Source organism: Aliidiomarina sedimenti, assembly GCF_003986955.1.
Taxonomy (GTDB): Bacteria; Pseudomonadota; Gammaproteobacteria; order Enterobacterales; family Alteromonadaceae; genus Aliidiomarina; species Aliidiomarina sedimenti.
The window spans coordinates 172,309-196,036 of sequence record NZ_PIPN01000004.1 but is presented as its reverse complement, the minus strand read 5'-3'; the positions used below and the strand labels follow the sequence as shown (position 1 = coordinate 196,036).

General features: G+C 53.7%; 22 protein-coding genes. 16 read left to right on the top strand and 6 right to left on the bottom strand.

All coding sequences use genetic code 11. From position 1 onward, the window contains the following. Window positions 1–9: 9 nt before the first annotated feature. Window positions 10–2,355 (bottom strand): TonB-dependent receptor domain-containing protein, encoded by a 2,346-nt coding sequence (locus tag CWE12_RS09965; protein WP_126789565.1) that lies wholly within the window; start codon window positions 2,353–2,355, stop codon window positions 10–12. Window positions 2,356–2,475: 120 nt separating this feature from the next. Here CWE12_RS09965 and CWE12_RS13675 point away from each other — a divergent pair, with 120 nt between their 5' ends. From CWE12_RS13675 to CWE12_RS09950, 4 genes are read left to right on the top strand one after another with little or no spacing between them, the layout of a single operon-like run. Further along, a complete protein-coding gene (locus tag CWE12_RS13675) occupies window positions 2,476–3,102 on the top strand; it encodes a PepSY-associated TM helix domain-containing protein (protein ID WP_241984191.1) in 627 nt (208 codons plus the stop codon). Window positions 3,103–3,126: 24 nt separating this feature from the next. Then, complete coding sequence (locus CWE12_RS13670) at window positions 3,127–3,657, top strand: DUF2271 domain-containing protein (protein ID WP_241984186.1); 531 nt, start codon at window positions 3,127–3,129, stop codon at window positions 3,655–3,657. Window positions 3,658–3,691: 34 nt separating this feature from the next. Further along, window positions 3,692–4,534, top strand: coding sequence for a DUF4198 domain-containing protein (locus CWE12_RS09955; RefSeq protein ID WP_126789564.1), 843 nt, complete (start codon window positions 3,692–3,694; stop codon window positions 4,532–4,534). 3 nt (window positions 4,535–4,537) lie between these two features. Continuing rightward, a complete protein-coding gene (locus CWE12_RS09950; RefSeq protein ID WP_126789563.1) occupies window positions 4,538–5,905 on the top strand; it encodes an NADPH cytochrome P450 oxidoreductase family protein in 1,368 nt (455 codons plus the stop codon). Here the strand turns inward: CWE12_RS09950 and CWE12_RS09945 are convergent. Beyond that, window positions 5,902–6,393 (bottom strand): DUF4199 domain-containing protein, encoded by a 492-nt coding sequence (locus CWE12_RS09945; protein WP_126789562.1) that lies wholly within the window; start codon window positions 6,391–6,393, stop codon window positions 5,902–5,904. The genes CWE12_RS09950 and CWE12_RS09945 overlap by 4 nt on opposite strands. A 162-nt stretch (window positions 6,394–6,555) precedes the next feature. Between CWE12_RS09945 and CWE12_RS09940 the strand changes: the two genes are divergently transcribed. Both CWE12_RS09940 and CWE12_RS09935 read left to right on the top strand, forming a co-directional pair. Then, window positions 6,556–7,842: an anti-phage deoxyguanosine triphosphatase gene (locus tag CWE12_RS09940; protein WP_198675741.1), complete on the top strand. Its 1,287-nt coding sequence runs from the start codon at window positions 6,556–6,558 to the stop codon at window positions 7,840–7,842. A gap of 81 nt (window positions 7,843–7,923) precedes the next feature. Continuing rightward, window positions 7,924–8,508: an LPP20 family lipoprotein gene (locus tag CWE12_RS09935; protein WP_126789560.1), complete on the top strand. Its 585-nt coding sequence runs from the start codon at window positions 7,924–7,926 to the stop codon at window positions 8,506–8,508. A gap of 68 nt (window positions 8,509–8,576) precedes the next feature. Here the strand turns inward: CWE12_RS09935 and CWE12_RS09930 are convergent, their stop codons facing one another. Then, window positions 8,577–8,897 (bottom strand): DUF3634 family protein, encoded by a 321-nt coding sequence (locus CWE12_RS09930; RefSeq protein WP_126789559.1) that lies wholly within the window; start codon window positions 8,895–8,897, stop codon window positions 8,577–8,579. A 193-nt stretch (window positions 8,898–9,090) separates the two neighbouring features. Between CWE12_RS09930 and CWE12_RS09925 the strand changes: the two genes are divergently transcribed. From CWE12_RS09925 to CWE12_RS09890, 8 genes are read left to right on the top strand one after another with little or no spacing between them, the layout of a single operon-like run. After that, window positions 9,091–11,601: a putative monovalent cation/H+ antiporter subunit A gene (locus CWE12_RS09925; protein ID WP_126789558.1), complete on the top strand. Its 2,511-nt coding sequence runs from the start codon at window positions 9,091–9,093 to the stop codon at window positions 11,599–11,601. Continuing rightward, window positions 11,598–12,029 carry a Na+/H+ antiporter subunit B gene (locus CWE12_RS09920; RefSeq protein ID WP_126789557.1) on the top strand — a complete coding sequence of 144 codons (432 nt, stop codon included), beginning with the start codon at window positions 11,598–11,600 and terminating at the stop codon, window positions 12,027–12,029. The genes CWE12_RS09925 and CWE12_RS09920 overlap by 4 nt, the downstream gene beginning before the upstream one ends. Before the next feature lie 13 nt (window positions 12,030–12,042). Further along, window positions 12,043–12,390, top strand: coding sequence for a Na+/H+ antiporter subunit C (locus CWE12_RS09915; RefSeq protein ID WP_126789556.1), 348 nt, complete (start codon window positions 12,043–12,045; stop codon window positions 12,388–12,390). After that, window positions 12,387–13,895: a Na+/H+ antiporter subunit D gene (locus CWE12_RS09910; protein ID WP_126789555.1), complete on the top strand. Its 1,509-nt coding sequence runs from the start codon at window positions 12,387–12,389 to the stop codon at window positions 13,893–13,895. Before CWE12_RS09915 ends, CWE12_RS09910 begins: the two co-directional genes overlap by 4 nt. Beyond that, window positions 13,892–14,365 (top strand): Na+/H+ antiporter subunit E, encoded by a 474-nt coding sequence (locus CWE12_RS09905; RefSeq protein ID WP_126789554.1) that lies wholly within the window; start codon window positions 13,892–13,894, stop codon window positions 14,363–14,365. Before CWE12_RS09910 ends, CWE12_RS09905 begins: the two co-directional genes overlap by 4 nt. Before the next feature lie 20 nt (window positions 14,366–14,385). Next, the gene (locus CWE12_RS09900) at window positions 14,386–14,655 is read left to right on the top strand and encodes an MrpF/PhaF family protein (protein ID WP_126789553.1); all 270 of its coding nucleotides are present in this window, start codon (window positions 14,386–14,388) and stop codon (window positions 14,653–14,655) included. After that, the gene (mnhG, locus tag CWE12_RS09895) at window positions 14,648–15,073 is read left to right on the top strand and encodes a monovalent cation/H(+) antiporter subunit G (protein WP_126789552.1); all 426 of its coding nucleotides are present in this window, start codon (window positions 14,648–14,650) and stop codon (window positions 15,071–15,073) included. Before CWE12_RS09900 ends, mnhG begins: the two co-directional genes overlap by 8 nt. 13 nt (window positions 15,074–15,086) lie before the next feature. After that, complete coding sequence (locus CWE12_RS09890) at window positions 15,087–16,559, top strand: protein adenylyltransferase SelO (protein ID WP_241984185.1); 1,473 nt, start codon at window positions 15,087–15,089, stop codon at window positions 16,557–16,559. 13 nt (window positions 16,560–16,572) lie between these two features. Here CWE12_RS09890 and CWE12_RS09885 read toward each other — a convergent pair whose 3' ends face one another. From CWE12_RS09885 to CWE12_RS09875, 3 genes are all read right to left on the bottom strand, one after another. After that, the gene (locus tag CWE12_RS09885; protein WP_126789550.1) at window positions 16,573–18,618 is read right to left on the bottom strand and encodes a putative bifunctional diguanylate cyclase/phosphodiesterase; all 2,046 of its coding nucleotides are present in this window, start codon (window positions 18,616–18,618) and stop codon (window positions 16,573–16,575) included. Window positions 18,619–18,653: 35 nt separating this feature from the next. Continuing rightward, a complete protein-coding gene (locus CWE12_RS09880) occupies window positions 18,654–20,699 on the bottom strand; it encodes a tetratricopeptide repeat-containing diguanylate cyclase (protein WP_126789549.1) in 2,046 nt (681 codons plus the stop codon). Window positions 20,700–20,920: 221 nt separating this feature from the next. Continuing rightward, a complete protein-coding gene (locus CWE12_RS09875; RefSeq protein ID WP_126789548.1) occupies window positions 20,921–21,757 on the bottom strand; it encodes a hypothetical protein in 837 nt (278 codons plus the stop codon). Window positions 21,758–21,905: 148 nt separating this feature from the next. On the opposite strand from CWE12_RS09875, the gene CWE12_RS09870 reads away from it, so the two are divergent. Both CWE12_RS09870 and CWE12_RS09865 read left to right on the top strand, forming a co-directional pair. Further along, window positions 21,906–23,246 (top strand): MFS transporter, encoded by a 1,341-nt coding sequence (locus CWE12_RS09870; RefSeq protein WP_126789547.1) that lies wholly within the window; start codon window positions 21,906–21,908, stop codon window positions 23,244–23,246. Continuing rightward, a complete protein-coding gene (locus tag CWE12_RS09865) occupies window positions 23,243–23,728 on the top strand; it encodes an EVE domain-containing protein (RefSeq protein ID WP_126789546.1) in 486 nt (161 codons plus the stop codon). The genes CWE12_RS09870 and CWE12_RS09865 overlap by 4 nt, the downstream gene beginning before the upstream one ends.

The following is a 23,728-nucleotide window of genomic DNA, read 5'->3' as shown; positions in this document are numbered from 1 at the left end:
AAAGACTGATTAAAACTGGTAGTTCGCAGACACCCAAAGGCTGCGAGCGCGCTGAGTCGTGTTGTAATCCGGCGCGCAGCTGTACTCCAGTTCATTCTCAGCCAGCAGACAGCTGCGGCTGGAAAGATCATTGTCGAGCAGGTTATTAATCCGCGCATTGAAACGCAGGTTGTCGTTAACCCGGTACTGAGCGCTCAAATGGAACAGCTCATACGCTTTGTAATAGAGTTTCTGTGTCTCCGGCCCCTGAGGCCCACTGACATTGGCCGTTCCCCGGAAACGTTCACCGCGCACTTCAGCCTGCAATGCAAGGCTTAGCTTGTCGGTTGCCTGCCAGCGCAGATTGGTATTGAACATGTGCTCCGGGGTATTCACTAATGGTAAACCGGCGTCGGCGCCACTGCGCACTTCACTGTCGGTAAAGGTGTAGTTGGCACGCAATGACACCGCTGGAGTGAAGTGGTAACGCCCCGCCACCTCGATGCCCTGGGTGATTGCCTGGTCAACGTTCTGGCTTTGCGAAAAGGCGGTGTATCCGAGCTCTGCCCAGCCTTCTCCGATATCCACGCATCGCTGGCCGCTGGCCGCCACTTCACAGTTGGGCAGATTATCCTGGCGGATGATCTTGTCGTCGAAATCATTGTAGAAAACCGTAACATTGGCGTTCAGGTTATCGCCATTGTCGTAGTATGCTGCCATCTCATAGTTCACGCTGGTCTCTGGTTGCAAGTCCGGCGAGCCCACCATCGGGTGCACACCCTGGCCACCGAAGCCGACAATGCCCGGGAACAGCTGGTTTGGCTGCGGCGTTTTATAGCCAGTGCTTAGCCCACCTTTCAGCGTCCAGTCCGCACCATAACGATGGGTCAGATAGACCCGCGGACTGATCTGGTCACCGAAAACCTGGTGATCGTCGTAACGCAGGCCATAGGTCAGGGTCAAATCCTGGTTCAAATCCCAGTTGTCTTCGCCAAATACAGCCCATTGCCGGTGGCGCTGAACAACTCCGTCAGCAAAATCGTCACCGTACATGCCAAATACACCGTCTTCCATGTCCGCATCAAAATACTGCGCACCGACGACGAAGAAGTGGCTGCCGACACTGCTTTCTAATTTGCTGTCTATGATCAGGTTATCAATTTGCAGCGTTCGCATCGGCCGCGGCAGAAAGCTTGCTTCGAGCTCGGCACGAATATCATTGGTTAACTCCGGGCGGTCGATGCCCTGATCTGTTACCGCCTCATCCCAGAGCGTTTGCACCTGTGCTCGTTCACCCAGCGTCAACGGCAACGAACGACCATAGTTGGCACTGCGGCTACGGGTTATCTGGGTGGTGCTGGTACCGAAATCCCAACGGCCGGTATGCGACAGCACAAGCTGCTCACGCTCAACCCGTTGCCAGGGGGTGTAGCCAACGCGCGGTTGCACAACGCCACCTGGTGCACGCCATAAGCTCTCCGGCTGATCAAGGGTTCCGACCTGACCTAAGCGGTTGTCGTAGCGCTGATTAGCCTGATCATAGGCAACTACAACATCGTGGTCCTGATCGGGGGTAAAGGTCAGGTTAAGCCCCGAATTGTATAGTTTAGCCCCAACAATTTTACGGTCGCCGAAGCTACCGCTGTCTTCCCATACGCTGCCGTCGGGTAGCGGCAACGCTTCCTGATAGGTCGGTTCACTATCGCCACGGGTAAACAGGCTGCCATACACACTCATCGACAGCCGGTTCGGGATCAGTGGCCCAGTCAGGTAAACTTCGAGGTTACTGTCGTCGCCATACTGCGAGTCCGTCTGCGTGGTCGCGCCGACGGTCGCACTGCCGTGCCAGCTGTCCATATTCTTACGCGTAATAATATTGATCACCCCACCAATTGCATCCGCGCCATAAAGCGTCGACATCGGCCCGCGAACCACCTCAATGCGTTCAATCGCTTCGATCGGAGGCATGTACATGAACTGGCTGTTACCGAAGTTATTTGGTCCAATGTTGCCAATATCACTTTGCCGGCGGCCATCAATCAGAATCAGGGTGTAATCCGCCGGCAGGCCACGCATAGTGATACTTATATTGCCGTTTTTATCCTGCCCGGCACCCACATCAACCCCTTCCAGGTCACGTAACGCGTCTGCTAAACCAGCGTAGGGCCGGTTCTGCAGCTCTTCGCGGCTGATAACGCTGACGCTGGCCGGTGCATCGGTCAGCTTCTGTTCAAAACCGGAGGCGGTGACCACCATCACTTCCATCCGCGCCAGTTCTTCTTCGGTCATTGCCGCGGCGGAGGCCTCAGCACCAACTGCACCCGCCAGTAGGGCGCTCATGACACCGGATAAAGCAAACATGGGAAGGACTTTCATTAATGTGCTCCTGCAACTTTTTTATGAGAGAGAATAAAAATATGTTGCGAATGATAATGGTTATCATTAAACTTGCAAGCACTTTTTGATAACAATTCTCATTTAGGTTTGCTTAGTGTGATGACGATTCCCCCGACACATAAACGCTTCTCATTGGGGAGCCTTCGCCAGTGGCATTGGGTCAGTTCGGCGGTCTGCCTGGCGGCATTACTACTCTTTGCCGTCACCGGCTTTACCCTCAACCATGCTGGCTCAATTGAAGCCACGCCTCGTACCACCAGTGTCGAAATACAACTCAATGAAACACAACTGACCGCCCTGCAGGAGAGCCTCAACGCGGAAAAGGTAACGGCAGAGCTGAAGGCGATTATCAGACAACTAACCTCACTGCGCCTGAGCGCAGGGCAACAGGCAGATATCGAATGGTATGAGGATGAGCTTTACCTGAGCTTGCCGCGTCCCGGGGGCGACGCCTGGCTGAGTCTTGAAATGTACAGTGAACAACTGGTTTACGAACAAACCTCGCGTGGCCTGATTGCCTACTTGAACGATCTGCATAAAGGGCGCCATACCGGCGTCGCCTGGTCGTGGTTTATTGACCTGGTGGCCTTGTTCTGTGTCATTTTCGCGCTAACAGGTTTATGGCTGCTGCTACGTCAGCAGCGTACCCGTCGCGCGACCTGGCCGCTCACCACTCTGGGGTTACTCGTCCCCATTGTTCTTTTATTACTTACCAACCACAGCTGAAAATGCCATATACAAGGAGTCCTTATGCGTTCAGTCACAACCTTTGCCGTAATCTTTGCCGTGTTAAGCAGCTTAGTCCTGCTGATGAGTCCTGCCGCTCAGGCAGACACAAGTCTGACTGTCGAAGTCGAAATTCCCCGCCTCAGTGTCGCCGAATATCACCGTCCTTATATCGCAATCTGGGTCAGTGACCCTCACCAGCAACGGGTGAGCGACATCGAAGTCTGGTACGACACCGCCATGGCCAATCAGGAAGGTCATAAATGGCTGCCTGATTTACGCCAGTGGTGGCGCCGCTCCGGTCGTCAGCTCGATTTACCGGTCGACGGTGTCAGTGGCGCTACCCGGGCACCAGGCAACCACTCAATCAGCGTCCGCGAGTCCGCTTTGCAGGCATTAGAGCGCGGTGACTACATCCTTCATATTGAAGCCGCCCGCGAAGTCGGTGGTCGCGAACACCTGCGTTTACCCTTTAGCTGGCCTGCTGACGCAGGGCTTCTTCAGGAACAACAAGGAGAGCATGAGTTAGGTCGTGTGCGCCTGCATGCTCATTAAACACCTGTCTACTTTTACTAACGGAGTGATCACTATGAAAATTAATACCTCAGTATTCAAGCACGGCTTGCTGGCCGCGGCGGTCTGCGCCAGCGTCATCAGTGCCCCGGCGTTCGCCCACCGTGCCTGGCTGCTACCGCAAAGCACCGTACTGGCAGGCGACGAACCCATGGTCACCATCGACGGCGCCATTTCTAACTCTATTTTCATTGCGGACTATCATGCGCTGCGCAGCGATAGTCTTGAAGCGCACAATAATCAGGGTGCGCAGGTTGAACTGCAAAACCTGCACACGGGGCGCTTTCGCACCAGTTTTGATCTAACGCTGGCAGAGCCTGGTACCTATCGAATTGCCTCTGCATCGAGGGGCATGACTGCCCGCTGGCAGAACAGCGACGGTTCGCGCGGCATGTTCCCCGGCCGCGGTCAGCCACACAATGATGCAGCAATTAGTGACGCGGTTCCGGACGACGCTGAGAATGTTCAGATCGGCTTGATGTCACGCCGAATCGAAACCTTCGTCACCGCTGGTGCACCGACCCAGCAGACCATCGCACCGACGGGTGAAGGCCTGGAAATGGTCTTTCACACCCATCCTAATGACTTGTTCAACGGCGAAACGGCGCAGTTTCAGCTTATGATTGACGGCGAGCCTGCATCTGCTGCAGAGGTGATTTTAATCAAAGATGGCGCGCGTTACCGCAACCAGCAAGAGGAAACTGAATTTACCACGGACAGCGAAGGCCGCTTTGAGGTGCAATGGACAGAGCCTGGCATGTACTGGCTCGAAGCCAGCTATCAGGACGAGCGTGCGCCAGCACCGGCTACCAGCCGTCGCGGCAGCTATGCGGTAACCCTGGAAGTGTTACCGGAGTAAGCTATGGAAATCGCCTACGCCAGCGCGCTGACGGTGATTTGGACTCTGGCCAGCCTGTGGTGGCTGCGCCAGCGTCCTTCACTTGCCGGGGCCTCAGAGCAGCACGACATTGTTCTGGTTTATGCCAGCCAAAGCGGTACCGCACGGCGTCTGGCTGAACGCTATCTGCAACAGTTTAACGACGCCCGTGAACTCAATACGACGGCTCAGTCCCCTGCGGCTCGTTTGTATGCGCTTGACGAGATTAGCCCGCAGACACTTGCCGGATGCAAAGTCGCGCTTTTTGTGGTGAGTACCTTTGGCGACGGCGTCGCACCGGATCATGCAACGGCATTTGTTCGTGACCACTTAGGTCGCAATCCGCTGAACGCATCGGCGACCGGCAACCGCTGGCCTGAGCTGAGCCAGCTCCGTTATGCTGTACTGGCATTGGGTGATCGCCACTACGCCAACTTTTGTGCCTTTGGCCACTGTCTGGACCAGGCATTGCAACACGCCGGCGCCGCTCGCCTGTGGCCCGTCATCGAAGTCGACCGGCAGGCGTCAAGTGCATTGCAACAGTGGCAGCAGCAGTTGCAACATCAGTTTCAGCTGGTCGAAAGCCAGACTACAACAGCGCTGTCCTGTCGGTTACTGCACCGCGAACAACTCAACCCACAAAGCCCTAACCCCAGCCTTTACCTGGTGCGGATGAGTGCGCTTGGTCCCTCACCGCTGCGCTTCGAGCCTGGGGATATTGCTCAGGTGCAACTGCCCAATGGCGAACAACGTAGCTACAGTGTCGCCAACTATGACAGTCAGGGGTCTGGCCAACTTGAACTTATTATTCGTCAGGTCACCCGCACGGATGGGACTCCGGGGGTTGGCTCCCACTGGCTGACGGAGCGCGTGGACGGCGGGAGCGAGATCCTCATCCGCATCCAGTCAGGCCTTGCGCTAACCAGGCTTAGCGTCCACACCCCTGTGATCATGATAGGCGCTGGCAGTGGCCTGGCAGGCGTTCGTGCGCTGCTGCAATATCGACAACAGGCCGGTGTGCAGGGCGACTGGCTAATTACTGGCGAGCGCGACGCGCGATTTGACCTGCCGCTATGGCAGCAATGGCAGGATGCCTGTGATGACGGTACGCTGGGTCATTGGGACGCCTGCTTTTCGCGCAGTCCTGAACAGCCATTTTGCTACGTCCAGGATGCACTCATGGCACACCCGCAACGGCTCCGCGATTTGCTGATGCGCGGCGCCTGCATTTATGTTTGCGGCAGTGCTGCTGGTCTCGGCGAGTCAGTGGATGCCTGCCTGCATAGCCTGTTAGGCCCGGCAGTCGTCACCATCTTGCAGACTCAACAGCGCTACCTGCGTGATATTTATTAATCAGGTCGACGACTGCGCACAAAAAAGGCCACCAAAGCAGAGGTAATGACACCCATCAGTAGCGCGCCTATAGTGGCCTGAATGATATAACTACTGAGGTCAAAATACTGACCGGCTTCCGCTGGCGTCATCTTCCCGCTTTGCACCGCATGGGTTGCCGCATTGGTAAAAAAGTGAGGGCTAATCAGACGATGAATAATCCATTGCAGCAACGGACTTAACACCGCGACCAGGACGCTGATGCGCAGCCCACAGTGGAAGCCCTGTTGCCAGCTCATCTCACCGTTGTAGGCCCGCTCCCGCTTTTCGCGCAGCGCCAGAATATAAATAGCCACGGCGACGATCGCGAACAAACTGGTATACAGCGGGTGGTGTGCAACATGAACAGAGTGCAGGCCAACCATTCGCTCGGCGAACATCCATAGCAGGAGTGCACTGACGAAAATGCCAGTCCACTTTAGTTCGGTATAGTATTTATGCCACCACATGATTGTGCCTCAAATGTTATTATTCTGTTTGGACTATACCAAAGTTGAGCAGAAAGTAACGGATGAAAACGGGCTAATGCGGGCCATTGTTGATTGCTCACCACCGCGCCCTTCGGTAGCATGAGCGCACTAACTGATGAAGCAGGAAATAGCATGACTGATCTGAGTAATCCCGTTTGGCAAGATAGACGCTCAGGCCCCAATAAGCAGCGCAGCGGTGACATGCGCACCGCCTGGCAGCGCGACCGTGCCCGCGTACTCCACTCCGCCGCCTTTCGTCGCTTGCAGTCCAAGACTCAGATTATGAACGTGGGCGAAAATGACTTTTACCGGACCCGCCTTACCCATTCACTGGAAGCCGCTCAGATTGGCTCGTCATTGATCAACCATGTGCGCCATCAGGGCAATGAGTTCGAACGGGCTCTGCTGCCGGACGAGAACCTGATGGAAGCCCTGTGCCTGGCTCACGATATTGGCCATCCGCCTTTTGGTCATGGGGGCGAAACCGCGCTGAACTTCAAAATGCTGCGCTCAGGCGGATTTGAAGGCAATGGTCAGACATTTCGGATCGTGGCGCGACTGGAAGCGTACCATGAGCAATATGGCATGGACTTAACCCGACGCACCCTGCTTGGGCTGTTGAAATACCCGGTGGTGATGCCGGACCTGCCGTTACCGGCGGATGAAAACAACCCGGGAGCACTCGGAAAATGGAAGCCCGCCAAAGCGATTTTTGCAGAGGATGCAGATATTCTCGACTGGGTGCTTGCGCCGCTGAATCAGAATGACCGTGCCGTGTTTCAGCAGACCCAGACTCTTGAAGCAAGCCCGTGGCAACGGTCGCTGCATAAGTCCTTTGATGCGTCGATGATGGAGCTGGCCGATGACATTGCCTATGGTGTGCATGATCTGGAAGACGCCGTGGTAACCGGCACACTGAGCCAGCATCAGTGGCAGACTCATATGGATTCGTTGATCGAAGCGCTGCAGCCCGGTTTACGGGCGTTGCTACGCGAACTTGAAACTCAGCTATTTTCAACCAGCCACCATCAGCGCAAGAATGCGATCGGCGCGCTGGTCAATATATTCGTCACCTGCGTGCGGGTCGAAGATGTCCTGCCAGAGGCAGAGGAGCCCCTGTTACGCTACAACGTGACCTTGCCCACAGCAGAACGTCAGCTGTTGGATGCGTTAAAGGGCGTGGTCTTCGAATGCGTGATTAATCAGCCTGACATTCAGCAATTGCGCTACCGCAGCCAGAATATGCTGCTAAACCTGTTTACCGCGTTTCACACTGAGCCGACCCGTTTGCTACCGCGAAATACCCGCGCCCGCTGGCAGGAAGCATTTAACCAGGCAGGGCAAAGCGCCGCAGATCGGGTGCTCTGCGACTATATCGCCGGGATGACCGACGACTATGCAGAACGGATGCACCGAAACCTTTTTTAAATCAATCGACTGAACTGCTAGACGGATCTTTACAAAAAACTTAAGCTAACCACTTACTCGTCACTTGAGCGGTAGATAATTATGTTAAAAAAGACCTTACTCGCGTTGCCAGCTGTTGCCTTACTGATCGGTTGTAGCAGCTCCCCTGATAGTCAGCTTTCTTACGAAAACTGCATGTTCCCCGATGCTCCTCGCACCAGCGCTCCGGCCTGGGTTTGTTATGCACCGGTTGAAGGTATCTGGATCCAGGGCGTTGGTTATTCACCGCGCTTAGGCTCTGGCATGGGCGTCATGACTGATGCTGCCGCCGCAGAAGCGCGGGCGCAAATTGCCGCAAACTTCAGCACCCACGTCAACAGCCGTCTGCAGTCGCTGGTTGATGAACAGACCGTTAACGGGCGTAACCTGTCCACGGCAAATATTGAGCGTGTGCAGCGAACCGTTACCTCGATGCAGCTGACCTATACCCGTATTTATCATACCGTACAGACTCCAACTGGCGGCGTGTACGTTCTGGTCGGACTAAATGAAAAAGGCTATGAAGAAAACGTTCAGCGGCTGTTAGCAGAAGCAGAAATGACTGATGACACTGAGCTTTATCAGGAGTTTCTGATGGAAAAATCGAATCAAGAGCTTGATGCAGCCCGGGCAAATATGACGCCTTAATGCTCCTACGGGGACCTCGTATGGTCCCCGTCATTCAGGTCACTGCGACCTGGCGGAGATAAGATGCGTTAACGAAATTTCTTAAATGCGGAGCAGGCAGAACGATAATTCTCATGCGGGAAGATATTCGTCAGGGCCTGACGCTGTTGCTCGCTAAAGTCACCTTCGAATTTAAGCACCATATAATTGTGTTCCGGCTCGACTTTGACCTTGCCATTCGCCCCTTTTAGCAAACGTTCTGCCTCACGCTGAAAGGCCGGGCTAAAGGAGCCTTTCACCACTTTACACTGGTCGCCCCTGATTGCCAGCACGGCAATTGCGTTGGACCCGAACAACAGGAAATATAAGGCTACCAGTACTACAACAACTGCAATCGTCCAACCAACCATACGTACAACTACCTTTCTTCTGAACACATAGAAATGTAAAACCGGGGCGTATTATACACGTTTTAGGGCGCTATTTCCGGGGGCAGTATCGTTAGATATCCTTTACCCGGAATTTTTTTCTGTGGTAACTTAATAACATTAAGCGATTGAACCTTTAGTTTTCATTCGAAATTGAGCTTTAACAGGATTCACAATGCAATTAGCTGTATTGGTTATTTTCCTAGCCGCCGCCTTAACGCCGTGGCTGTACAACAGGCTGCACGGCCAGTCGGCTAACGTGCTGGCATTAGTTCCGGCCGCCCTGACCATCTGGTTTGCGATGCATATCCCGGCTGTGGCAGGCGGTGAAGTGATCATCCATAAGATGCAATGGGTTCCTGGTCTGGGCATCAGCTTTGATATGATGCTCGACGGTCTCTCGTTGCTGTTTGCCTTACTTATCTGCGGTATCGGTACCTTTATCGTGCTCTACGCAGGGGCCTACCTGAAAGGCCATGAAAACCTCAATCGTTTTCTGGTGATACTGCTCGCATTCATGGCCTCGATGCTGGGCCTGGTGCTCGCGGATAACCTGGTTACCCTGTTTGTCTTCTGGGAACTCACCAGTATTACCTCGTACATGTTAATTGGCTTCAACCACCAAAGCGCTGAAGCGCGTAAGGCCGCCTTGCAGGGCCTGATAGTAACTGCGGGCGGTGGCCTGGTATTGCTTGCCGGCCTGGTTATGCTGGGCAGCGCGGGCGGCAGTTACTCGCTGCAGGATATATTCAACAGCTCCCGGGTGCTTACCGAGCACCCGCTGTATGTGGGCATGATGGTGTGTCTGTTAATCGGCGCATTCACCAAATCAGCTCAGTTCCCGTTTCATTTCTGGTTGCCAAATGCAATGGCAGCGCCGACACCTGTTAGCGCTTACTTACACTCAGCGACCATGGTTAAAGCGGGCATCTATCTATTAGCGCGTTTACAGCCAGAGCTGGGTGGCACTGAACTCTGGATAACGGTACTCACCAGCGTGGGCGCGTTCACCATGTTAACCGGGGCATTTCTGGCCCTGCGCAACACTGACCTTAAAAAACTGCTGGCCTACTCGACGCTGATGGCGCTGGGTACTCTGACGCTCCTGCTCGGGATCGGCACTGAACTGGCGATGATAGGCTTTGCGGCCTATCTGCTAGCGCATTCGCTCTACAAAGGCGCGCTGTTTATGCTTGCCGGCATTATTGACCACGAAGCGGGCAGCCGCGATGTACGCGAGTTAGGCGGCTTACGTAAAAAGCTTCCGGTCACTGCCGTATGCACCCTTGTTGCAGCATTGTCGCTGGCCGGCATTCCTCCTCTGTTCGGCTTTGTGGCCAAAGAACTGCTGCTGGAATCGTTACTCGATAACATGTTCAGCTATGTGATTCTGGGAATGGTTATCCTGGCCTCTATTTTCATAGTCTGTGTCGCAGCTCTGGTTGCCATCCGACCTTTCTTCGGCGCCTTTAAAGCGGGTAAAGACGAAGACAAGGTGCACGAAGCCCCCTCCGGTATGCTGGCAGGACCCGTTGTGCTGGTTATTCTGACTGTGCTCGCGGGCCTGTTGCCTGGCCTGGCCGGTGACTATTTTACTCTGCCAGCAACCTTTTCGGTCGCGGGGCATGAGGTCGAAGGCTATTTGTCCCTGTGGCACGGCATCAATATGGCGCTGATGATTTCTATTGTCAGCGTTCTCCTCGGGCTGCTGTTATTTAAAAACTGGGACTCGGTATACAGCGTGCTTCGTAAGCTCGACCCGGTAATCCGCAGAGGCCCGGAAGCTGGCTACTTCAAGTTTATGGATGGCCTGGTAGCTACCGCTGAGTGGCAGACCCGCGTGTTGCAAAACGGGTCGATGCGTAACTACCTGCGCACTATTATCCTCACGTTAGTGCTGCTGACCGGTTATACCTTGTTCAGTCGTTATCAGCTGCACTGGAATTTCGGCGTTGATTTTACCTTTTATGAGCTAGCTGCTGTGGTGTTGTTAGTGGCCGCTGCTGCGGGTGCCTGCCTCACCAGCTCTCGGATGGGGGCTGTCGCCTACATGGGCGCGTTCGGTTTCTTCGTAGCCATGATTTTCATTCTGTTCAGTGCACCGGACCTGGGTATCACCCAGATCCTGGTGGAAACCCTGACCGTTATTTTATTGGTGCTGGTATTGTTCCGCTTGCCATCCTTTTCCAACATCTCATCGCCAATGGACCGCGCCAGCGATGCTTTTGTGGCCTTGCTCACCGGCGCGTTAATGACCTGTCTGATTATGGTCACCATTGACGTTCAGTTGTTCGAGCCAATTTCCGGTTACATGATAGAGAACAGTGTGCCGCTTGCTCACGGACGTAACATCGTGAACGTCATTCTGGTCGACTACCGTGCACTGGATACTTTAGGGGAAATCTTCGTCCTCGCACTGGCGGCGATGGGCGTCTACGCGATGATTAAATTCAAGCCGTCTACCGCGCCAGGCTCGAACCATCACGCCGGCACTTTGATTTTGCCGTCGAAACGCATACCAGAAAAAGACATTGTGCATTCCTGGCAGGAAATCCATCAACGAATGCTGGAAGAACAAAATATCGTCGATGCGCAACCAGAAGAGGACGAGGACGCCACTGAGCAACGTTCGGTCAACGAAACTCGGGGTAGTGATAGCGAAACCAAGGGAGAGCCGAAGTCATGATGAAACCTGGTACGCTTATTCTGCATGTGGCCGCCCGCTACCTGGTGCCACTGCAGCTAATTTTATCGGTATTTCTGTTACTCCGCGGACACGACGAACCGGGCGGCGGCTTTATTGCCGGCCTGGTTGCTTCTGGCGCATTCGCGCTGTACTTATTTACCTTCGGTGCCACCGTCACCCGGGACCTTTTACGGGTTGATCCACGTAACCTGATCGGTATTGGCTTATGCCTTGGCATGGTTTCAATTTTTCCTGCGCTGCTAAATGGCGAGCCGCTGCTGACCGCGCAGTGGTGGAATATCCCGTTACCTGGTGACTCCTACATGAAAATGTCGACTCCGCTGATTTTTGACATTGGCGTTTACTTCACTGTCTTTGGTTCAGTCATGCTGATGTTAATCGCGCTGACTGAAACAGAAGAGCATTAACCAAGGAGAGAGAATGGAACCCATACTGGCTATTGCCGTTGGTCTGCTCTATGCCGCTGCCATTTATATGATGTTGCGTCGCAGTATCGTTAAGCTGGTTATCGGTTTAATGCTGCTTTCAAACGCAGCAAACCTGCTGATTTTTACCTCCGCAGGGGTAACCAGAGGTGCACCACCGCTAATTGCCGAGGGTGCTTCGCTGCCCGACGGCATTGTGGCTGACCCCTTACCTCAGGCGTTAATTCTGACAGCGATTGTGATCGCTTTCGGTGTGCTTGCTTTTGCCGTTGTACTGATTCACCGCGCCTACGCCATTCTGCACACTGACAACCTTGACCAAATGAAGGATACCGATACGTGAGTTTAGAAGTTGCTTTACCCATCGTCATCCCGCTTCTGACCGGTGCTTTATGCGTCCTTTTCTGGCGTAGCAATATCATGCAGCGTATCCTTTCTGTGGTGGGCAGCACTGCGCTGCTGGCAGTTAGTATCTGGCTACTTGCGAGTGTCTATGACCAGGGCCATGTGGTGATGCACATGGGTAACTGGATGGCACCATTTGGCATTACTCTGGTCGCCGACATGCTCAGTGCGATCATGATCCTGCTCACCGGCATGATGGCCCTGGCGATTGCCATTTATTCACTGGCCTCTGCCTCTACCACCCACGAAAAATTTGGTTATTACCCTCTGATGCACTTGTTGCTTGCCGGGGTCGCGGGCTCGTTTCTGACCGGAGACATTTTTAATCTGTATGTCTGGTTCGAAGTCATGCTGATTGCCTCCTTTGCCCTGCTGGTGCTGGGTGGCGAGCGCGCGCAAATGGAAGGGGCGGTTAAATACGTTACCCTTAACCTGCTTTCATCCGCTATTTTCCTGAGCGCCGTCGGCTTGCTCTACGGTGTGGTCGGCACGCTGAATATGGCCGATATTGCGGTGAAGCTCGGCGAAGTAGAAAACACCGGGCTGGTCGATGTTATTGCGGCGATGTTCCTGGTCGCTTTCGGTATCAAGGCGGCAGCCTTCCCGCTCTTTTTCTGGCTACCTGCGTCTTACCACACCGGTCCGGTTGCGGTGTCAGCGCTGTTTGCCGGCCTGCTGACTAAAGTCGGTGTGTACGCCTTATTCCGCGTGTTCACTCTGATATTTAATAACGCACCTGAGTTTACCCACGAGCTGCTGCTGTGGATAGCCGCCGGAACCATGTTAACCGGGGTACTGGGCGCTGCGGCTCAATTTGAATTCCGCCGTATTCTGTCGTTCCATATTGTCAGTCAGATTGGCTATATGTTACTGGGTCTGGCTCTGTATACCCCACTTGCGCTGATCGGCGGTGTCTTCTACATCATGCACCACATCATCGTGAAGACGAACCTGTTCCTGATTAGTGGTATTGCCCATCGCCTGTTAGGCACCTATGACCTGAAAAAGTTAGGCGGGCTCTACAAATCAAGACCTGTGCTCAGTCTGTTGTTCCTGATCCCCGCTCTGTCACTGGCTGGTATCCCGCCACTGTCAGGGTTCTTTGCCAAGTTCATTGTGATCCGCGCAGGTATTGAAGCCGAGGCCTGGGTGGTCACTGGCATCGCCTTACTGGTGGGCCTGCTGACGCTGTACTCGATGATAAAAATCTGGGCAGAAGCGTTCTGGAAAAAGCTGCCTGACAGCACCGATGGCGCATCACTGGAGCGAGGCCGCACCTCAGGGTCGCTAATGTTGATGTATGCACCTGTGGTGGCACTCGCGGCCTGCACCCTGCTGATTGGTTTAAACGGCCAGCCTATCTATGACATGGCAGAGTTCTCAGCGCGTCAGTTGATGGACCCGTCCCAGTACATTAACGCTGTTCTAGGAGGTCGCCCATGATCGCATTTATCTGGAATCTGCTACTGGCATTAATGTGGGTGATCCTGACCGGGAACATTGGTGGTGTTAACCTGCTGTTTGGGTTCTTAATTGGTTATCTGGTGCTGGGCGTGATGCAGCGCCAGGTTCCGGTACTTCGGGGCTACACCAAGCGACTGCCAAAGCTGTTCTTTTTCACCATTTTTTTCATCAAGGAACTTATCCAGGCGAATCTGACCGTAGCGTTCGATATTATTACCCCGGTCTGGTACATGAAACCCGGGGTGATTGCCTTTCCGCTGGACGCTAAAACTGAAGTTGAAGTGACCATGGTCGCCAATTTCATCTCGCTCACACCGGGTACACTAAGCCTTGATGTGTCCGATGACCGTCGGGTGCTTTACATTCACGCCATGTTCCTCGATGACGAAGAAGAGCTGCGCAAAAGTATCAAAAATTTAGAACGCCGGGTGCTTAAGATCCTGCGTTAGTTCAGATCCCGGGAGGTTCTGTGGAAACTGTTACCACTATTACATTTGCCATTCTCATGCTGGCACTGGTAATTACATTTATCCGTCTGTTAATCGGGCCAACGTTACCGGACCGGGTGGTCGCACTAGAGCTGATCCCCTCTATTCTGGTCTCGATAATAGGTGTGTATGCTATATTTCATGACAGCTCAAGCTTCATTGATGTTTCGATTGTAGTGGCCTTAGTGTCATTCTTGGCAGCCATTGGCTTTGCCCGTTTCCTGGAGCGTGGAGGTCCGCGCAATGACTGATGTAATCATTTCCATATTTATGCTGTCCAGCGCCTTGTTTGTGTTACTCGCAGCCATTGGCATCCTGCGCCTGCCGGATCTCTACACGCGCATGCACGCCTCAACCAAAGCCGGTGCATTGGGCATTATGCTGATGATGGTCGCGGTCGCATTGCACTTCTTATCACTGGTGGTGCTGGCTAAGGCACTGGCTATTGTGCTCTTTATCTTTATGACAGCGCCTGTTGCAGCGCATGCAATTGGTCGTGCAGGCTATTTTGTTGGCGTCCCGGTCTGGGCCAAAACCGTGAAAGACGAACTGTACGACAACTACGATCCGGATACCCACCGTCTGCGCAGTGGCCTGGAAACGCCGGAAGAGCTTGAGAAAATGCCGATCAAGGCGAAGCCACGTATTCGTTTGAATACCAAAAAGTAATAGAGTGATGACGATGGCCTTTAAGACGACCCACAGTTACCTGCAACTGCCTGAGTCGAGCTTTCAGGCCTGTCAGCCCACCCCTGTGGCTGACGCGCAATGGATAGCCTTCAATCAACCGCTCGCGACCTCGCTTGCCTTACCTGAAACCTATTGGCTCAGCGCAGAAGGGTTGAGCCTGTTTAGCGGTAACCAGCTGCCCGACTGGGCAACGCCCGTTGCCCAGGCATATGCAGGTCATCAATTTGGTCATTTTGTGCCGCAGCTGGGTGATGGCCGGGCATTGCTGCTCGCTGAGTTTAGTGACGAAGCCGGTCAGCGCTTTGATGTTCAGTTAAAAGGCTCCGGTCCCACACCTTATTCACGCGGCGGCGATGGTCGTTCACCACTCGGCCCGGTGCTACGTGAGTACTTACTTAGTGAATACATGGCTCGCATTGGTGTGCCAACAACGCGCGCGCTGGCAGCAGTGGCAACGGGTGAGTCAGTGCAACGCGAAACCGCTGAGCCTGGCGCGATTTTAACCCGGGTTGCCAGTTCACATCTGCGCGTTGGTAGCTTTCAGTTTCTTCTCGCGAAAGGGGATATCGACGGGCTTGAGCGGCTGTCTGAGTTTACCGTACAGCGTCACTACCCTCAGCTTAAACAAATTGACGATGACGGTCAGCGCTATCTGGCCTTGCTCGATGCCGTCATTGAGAAACAGGTACAGCTGGTCACGCACTGGATGAGCATCGGCTTTATTCATGGTGTTATGAACACTGATAACACCAGCCTCAGTGGCGAAACCATTGATTATGGTCCCTGCGCCTTTATCGATGAATACCGCGCCAATCAGGTATTTAGTTTTATCGATAAACGAGGGCGCTACGCCTATAACCAACAACCTGCAATCCTGCACTGGAATATGGCCCGCCTGGCGGAATGTTTATTGCCGTTAATTGATAACCATAAAGAAACCGCGGTACAACTGGCAACCGATCTGATCAATGCCATCCCGCAACGCATCAGCGCTGCCTGGCTTGAGCGAATGGGGGCCAAAATTGGCCTCAATGCAGTGCGGGCGGAAGACAAACCCTTAATTGAGCGTTTGCTACAGAGCTTTGAACAAGGTCAGGTCGATTTCACGCTGGGCTTTTATCAGCTTGCCGATGAGCTGAACAAGCAGACAACGCCAGCTGCCCTTTATGCTGACTGCACTGACTTCAGTGGCTGGCGCGACGACTGGCAGCAGCGACTTAGCCACAGCGGACAGCCTCTAAGCGAAGCAGAACGGACAATGCGCGCCTGCAACGTCAGGCGTATTCCGCGCAATCATCAGATCCAGGCTGTGATTGAAGCCGCTTATACAGACGGTGACCTGCGTCCGTTCAATGCATTGCATGCTGCGCTGCAGGACCCGTTTGCAACAGCCCCTGAATTCGATCCGTTTGACCAGCCACCAGCCGCTCCCCAGCGGGTGACAAATACCTTCTGTGGAACCTGAGGCAGCTGTGGTTTTAGTGTTCGAGCCAGCGGGTAGCGAACTCATCCAGCGGCATCGGTTTACTGTACAGATAGCCCTGTCCAAGACCACAGCCATAACTTAATAACAGCGTGGCTTCCTGCTCACGTTCAACGCCCTCAGCAAGTACTTTCATGCCAAGCTCCTGAACCATGTGAATAGTTGCCTTAACGATGGTCTGGCTGCGCTCATCGCCGTCGATATTGCGAATAAAACTCTGGTCGATTTTGACCTTATTGGCCGCAAACTGCTTCAGGTAGGCAAGCGAAGAATACCCCGTACCAAAGTCATCAATCGCCAGTGCAATGCCACATTGACGAAGCCGTTCAGCCACACTCAATGCTTGCGCCGGGTTGTGCATCAAGCCGGATTCGGTAATTTCCAGCTCCAGTGCACTGACATCGACCTGATGACGTCGCATGCAAGCCTGCAACCAGTCGACGAAGTCATCCTGTTCGAACAATGGCATCGACACATTGACCGACAGCGGCCCCGGCAGAGCAAGTGCTTGCTCACGCCATAAGGCAAGCTGCTTAAAGCTTTGTTCAATGACAAAACGGTCGAGGATGGCTATCAGCCCACGTTCCTCGGCAACCGGAATGAAATCACCGGGCGAAATACTGCCGATCAGTTCGTCATGCCAGCGCAACAGTATTTCAGCCCCAGTCAGCCGCCCTGACCTGAGGTCAACCTGCGGCTGGGCATGCAACTGCAGTCCCTCGCCCGTCGTCAGCGCGTCCTGTAAGCGACCAGCAATGACAACTTCGCGTTCTATCCTCTCGCTCATGTGCCGCTCGTAGAGCACCACAGCTTCTGTCGTCGCCTTGGCCTGATACATCGCAATATCCGCATGGCGCAATAAATCCGTCGAACTGCTGCCATGGCGGGGATACAGCGAAACGCCCACGCTGGCGCTGATATCGAAACGCCCTTCTTTAATACGCACACCATAACGCAAGGTGCCAAGTAAGCGTCGCACCAGGGAATGAATGAAATCAGTACCCGACTCCGCTATCAGCAACACGAATTCATCGCCGCCAAGACGCGCCAGTATATCGTCTTCCCTGACTTCGCTGGCGAAGCGGCGCGCCACTTCTAACAGCACCTGGTCGCCAACAACATGGCCCTGGGCATCGTTAATTTCCTTAAAACGATTGAGGTCGATGAAAAGTAACGCAAAGCTTTGCTGGTGCCGTTTCGCGTGAGCAATACGGCGGTTTAACTGGTCGAGGAAGTAGCGCCTGTTCGGCAAATCGGTAAGCGGATCAAAGTAAGCCAGCCGTTCGATACTGTCCTGCGCCCGGCGCATCTCAGTAATATCTTCTTTTACCGCCATGTAGCGGTATATATGGCCGTCCTGGTCACGCACCGGGGAAATAGTAACGGTTTCGATAAACTCTGACTCATCACGCCGCCGGTTAATTAACTCACCGCGCCAGCTCTTGCCTTGCTGCAGCAGGGCGCGCATCTGTTGATACACTTCCGGTGCGGTTTTGCCGGACTGGATCAGTCTGGGTGTCTGGCCGATGATCTCGTCGCGCTGGTACCCGGTATTATCGACAAAGGCGTCGTTGACGTAGAGAATGCGCGCGCTGACATCAGTCACCATCACGCTGTTTGAGCTTTGATTGATAGCCTGCACCAAGAGGGCGTTGCTCTGCTCCTCGTTACGCAGTTCGTTAAACGACCGTTGCAGCTTATCCTGCATTTGCTGCAGGGCGCGAAAAATTGCACCTACTTCGCCCTGATCATGACGTGTTGGTAACTGAGTCTGAAAGTCACCCCGGGCAAGGGCACGAGCGAAATCACCGATGCGGGACATAAAACTGCGGAAGTAACGTACCGTAGACAGAGTGAAGAAGAGCGCCAGAGCGATAATCAGAATGGTCAGCAGTATAAGGCGCTCATTATGCTCGCTGCCACGGGCAATCAGCGGCAGCAAACTGAGGCCTGTCAGCGCAATCATCAACAGGGTGTATAACCATAACCAGCGCGAAAACGCCATCCGGTAACTAAGCAGGTTTTTAACCCAAGACTTCACAGATATCCCCCTGTTCGTGTTACCCGTATGCTGAGCTAGCCGGTTCGCTGTGCTCCTACAACCTGAATTAATTCCACCCAGTCGTTGTCAATTGCTTTGCTGATATCCGAATACAGCGCCGCTTCTACCTCAGCGTGTTGCTGAGTGGTAATACCAATGACCCCATTCACCTGATTACGACCATGTGACTTGCCATAGTAGAGCAGTAAGTCCGCGATCTGCAAGGCATGTTCCCAGTCCAGTTCAGTTCCCTGATGACCGGCCAGAGGCAACGTAATCAAGCCCGCTGTGGCAGTGACCTCAGTCTCCTGGTCCTGCAGTTGAACCGGTTTACCAGCCACAGCCTGAAGCAGACGGCGGGAAAACTCGGGTAGCGCCTCAACACTGGTGTTACGCAGGAAGATAAGAAATTCCTCACCACCCCAGCGCACGACCAGATCGCTATCACGGCATACGCTACGCAGCCGCGATGCTAACTCAGTTAGCACCAGGTCACCAGCGGCGTGACCCTGACGGTCGTTGATTTGCTTAAAGAAATCGATATCGATCAAGAAAAGCGCGTCTTTTTCACCCGGCAGGCGGCTATGCTGCGCCATAAATTCCTGCAATGAACGACGGTTAAACAAGCCAGTTAGCGGGTCCCGGGTCGACTTCACCTGCAATTCACGGTTGGCCTGATTCAGTTTTGCATTAGCCCGCTGCGTTGACCGGTACGCCAGCCACAAGGTCAGCGCCGCCAGCACCACCACGATAACGCCTAACACCACAATGCGCTGATGCAGCCGCTGATTTTCTAACTGCCCCTGTTGCAGCTCACTGCGTTGGCGCAGCATCTCAATGCGTCGATTCTGCTGTTCGGTTTCAAACCGCAAATGCAACTCACTAATAACCCGGTCCCGTTCACTTCGAAATATTTCTTCACGCAATTGGCGCTGTTCGATCAGAGTCTGCGCCTGGCGCTGATAGGCTCCTGCCATCTCGTAAGCTTCAGCAAGATACGACAGCCAGTCCGCTACCTCTGCACGGCGCCCGTTACTGCGGAAATTCTCCAGCGCAGTTTCCATAGTGGCCAGCCCCTGCTCAGCACGACCTTCCGCGACCTCAATGTAGCCAAGATTAAAACGCATCACCTCAGCATCGCTTTCCCGGTTGAGCGTTTTGCTCAGGGCGACCCCTTCATTCAGCACCGCTTTGGCTTCATCAAAACGCTCGAGCATGATCAACATCGAACCTGCGTTGTTACGGCCAATTAAGCGGACGCGATCATCATCCAGTCGCTCTGCCCACTCGGTGGCCTGGGTGTAACTCTCCAGTGCTTGCTGGCTGGGCCCTTCCTGCCCCTGGACAAAACCCTGTACCAGGTACAGATCAGGCAGGCGCGTATAAATCTCTACTTCTTTGGCATAGGCAATGGCATCCGAAGCAATCTCCAGAGCCGTCTCGTCATTGCGCAATTCTGCATGTAAACGCGCCATATTGAGGTTTATAAAAATACGCCGGCGGCGGTTAAGAGGCGTGTCTTCACGACCAACTTCGTCATAAGATTTCACGAAATACTGCAGGGCTTCATCGTACTGTGAGTTCTGCTTCAGGATCCGTGCAATTAAATGAAAACCAAAGAATCGTAAACGCGGGTTTGTCACGCGTTCTACCTCAGTCTGCAATTGTGGAATACGCGTCATTGCAGCACTCATGTCATTCACTTCAAGCAGTAAGTGACTTTCACTGGCCAGCACTTCAAAGCGAGCGTGCTCAGAGCCTCGCTGATCAGTGATGGTTTCTAATTCTGCCAGGATGGCGAATGCCTGGTCCATATCACCGTCGCGTAGCCCGGCTTGAAAAGCCTGATACGCTTTGGCTCGCACATAGCTGTCTAACGGGGTCTGCGCCGGGTCCAGGCTGTCCAGAATGGCATTAAAAGCATCCCGATCTGGCGGGTAAAAACCGACTTCTATAATGGCATCTAATTGTGCCTCAAGCTCGGAGTCTGTCCCACTCTCAAGCGCCTGTGCCAGACCAAGCGACCACAGGTAGAGACAGGTTATATAACTCCAGGAGCGCAGGTTAGTCCATGACAGCATATTATTGTATTCGTTATTATCATGTTAAGAGCTGCTAGAGTAATCTATAAGGTGGGGCTGAACAATCCTTGTGCAGTGGTTTGTTAAAATATCAGGGTAAAAAACCGGCGCCCGAAGGCACCGGTTTATGATTAAAAAATTAAAGCCAGTAGAATGATCAAAGGTATAGGTACGCCTAACAGCCAAAGTAACAAAAATTTCATCTTGGTTTCTCCTCGTCATTAGTCAATTACAGTTAGCACTTCATCGCGCTGGCGTCCGCCCATGGTGGCGCAGAATGCGGCAAAGAACGCCCCTGCCAGTAGTGCGATAAACAGCCAGATTGCGGTCCAGGCTGCAGCCTCCCGCGCTTCATCGACTGCCTCTACAGCTTGTTCATAGGCGCTCTGTGCCTGCGCGAGCAAATCCTCAACACGCTGCTCAGCCTGTCGTTGACTAAGTCGGCTCTGTTCACTTATCAGCGCAGCAAGGTAGCTTTGATCAGCATCTTCCATCTCGCCCTCACGCAATGCGCGCCATAGAATAGTGGTTACTTCCTCAACCCGTGATTCATCAGCAGCCGCATCGGGTTCGTTTTCGTTACGCAACAACCGCTGGGCGAAATAGCCTTGTTCATCACGCATGCTCTCAATGGACGGTGCCGCTGCTCCAATTGCTTCGGAACCAGCCTTCAGACCGCCAAACATGACCGCTGATGCGGAGCCACCCATAAAAATGACGGCCACTATAGTCGCCACGGACCAAGTCACCAGACCATGCGCCGTATCGCGAAAATAGACCTCATCCTGATGGGTGTCCGGCCATTTTACGCGCAAGCGCCCGGCCAGATAGCCGCCCAAACCGGCAGCCGCCAGCTGAATAATGATCAACCAGACAATGCTGCCAACACCAATAGTGGCGGCGCTGGCACCTTCTCCTGACCAGGGTGAAACACTAATAAGGCCAAAACCAAAGCCAAGTAACATAAGAATAAAGGAAAGCGCCGCAGCTGCCGCTGCACCTGCAAAAATGGCGCCCCAGGATACTGCTGTGGTGGTATTCGATGATATTGTTGGCATAGCATGTTCCTTTGTTAACCGTGGTGATCCGCCGTCGATCGGTGAAAAACTCAACAATATAAGCATAGACAGGATTACCGACGTTATTCCGCTATCTCTGCCATTTGCGGTAAACTTTACACTTTGATCTAAGAACCAGGGCTTTTCCATGCAAAACTCACTTCCCGCGCCCAGCCCCTTGTATCGCTGGGCGATTCTGCTGTGCGTCAGTCTTGCCATGTTTGGCAATTACTATGTCTATGACTCGCTATGGCCTGTGGTCGATCTGCTGCGCCAGGATCCTGGTTTTAGTTACGGTCAAATCGGTATGCTCTCGTCGGCCTACAATATTGCGGCACTATTAGTGCTCTTAGCCGGGGGCTATTTTATTGACCGTTTCGGCACTAAAAAGGCAATTACCCTGTTTGCCTGCATCTGTTTAGGCGCGGCCGTCCTGACCGTTGTTTCATCACGATTTGAAATTATTCTGGCGGGCCGGTTTCTGCTCGGCATTGGTGCTGAACCACTGATTGTGGCGGCAACGACCGTGCTGGCAAAATGGTTTAAAGGCAAAGAACTGAGTTTCGCGTTTGGCATAAACCTGTCCATTTCCCGTCTTGGCTCGGCCTCCGCCGACTGGTCAACGTCGTTTGCCAGCCCTCTGTATATCAACTGGCAGGACCCGCTGTGGCTGGCAACTGCCATCGCCGGTCTGTCGGTTACCGCCGCCTTGCTCTATTGGGTTCTCGAGCACCGGGCCGAAAGTCGTTACCAGGTTGGCGAACCGCAAGCGGCCGACGAACGAATTGAACTTAAGAACTTATACAAATTCAGCGCTTCGTACTGGTACATCGTGGCTCTTTGCGTGGTGTTCTATGCCACGGTATTTCCGTTCCGCAGTTTTGCCATTGACTACTTCCAGCAAGCGCATGGTATTACCCGTGAGACCGCCGGACTATTGAGCAGCTTGTTGCCCGTCGCGGCCATCATACTGACACCCTTATTCGGCCTCTGGGTCGACCGGGTTGGCCACCGGGCGCTCTTTATGGCGGTCGGTTCCCTGGTTATGTTGCCGTTATTTCTCGCGGTGACCTACTTACCCGCCGGCCCTGACATCTTCCTCTGGATCCCATTTATTGGCAGTGCTGATGTGCCACTGACCCTGTTTGCGGTAATTTTTCTATTAGGGGCGGTATTTTCACTGATCCCCGCGGTCATGTGGCCATCGGTGGCCTATATTGTTGACCAACGACGACTGGGGTCAGCGTTTGCGCTGATGACGCTGTGTCAGCAATTGGGGTGGGCCGTTGTGCCATTGATCGTGGGCGCACTCAATGACAGGTTTTTAGCCGGCGCAGAGAATCCATCTGGGTACGCGCCCGGGATGTGGTTCTACACCGGATTAGCGGCCACCGGTCTCTGGTTCGCTTACAAACTCTGGCACAGCGAACGTGGCCTAAACGGCCATGACCTTGAGTCCATGCGTGCCAGACAGGGGGGCTCAGCATGAATTACTGGTTAGTAAAGTCAGAACCCGATGAATGCGGCATCGATGATTTCGTCGCATCCGGCGATAAACCTATCCGCTGGGATGGCATCCGTAATTATCAGGCACGCAATTTCCTGCGCGCCATGAAGCCAGGTGATCAGGTACTTCTATACCACTCAAGTTGCAAGCAAATCGGGGTGGCTGGCGTACTTGAAGTGGTCACTGAACCCTATGTCGATCCGTTGCAGTTTGAACCTGGCTCAGACTATTACGATGCAAAAGCATCTACTGACAAACCAAAATGGAGCGCCGTGGATATGCGCCTGGTGGGCAAAGCCGGGCAGGTTCTCCCGCTGGCGACGCTGAAGCAACTATCCGCATTGCAAACCTGTGTCTTACTGACCCGGCCACGACTATCGGTAATGCCATTAACGGAGGACGAATGGCAGGCTATTATTAAACCACTTGGTCATTTACAACTGTTTAGCGAAGCGAAAGGATAA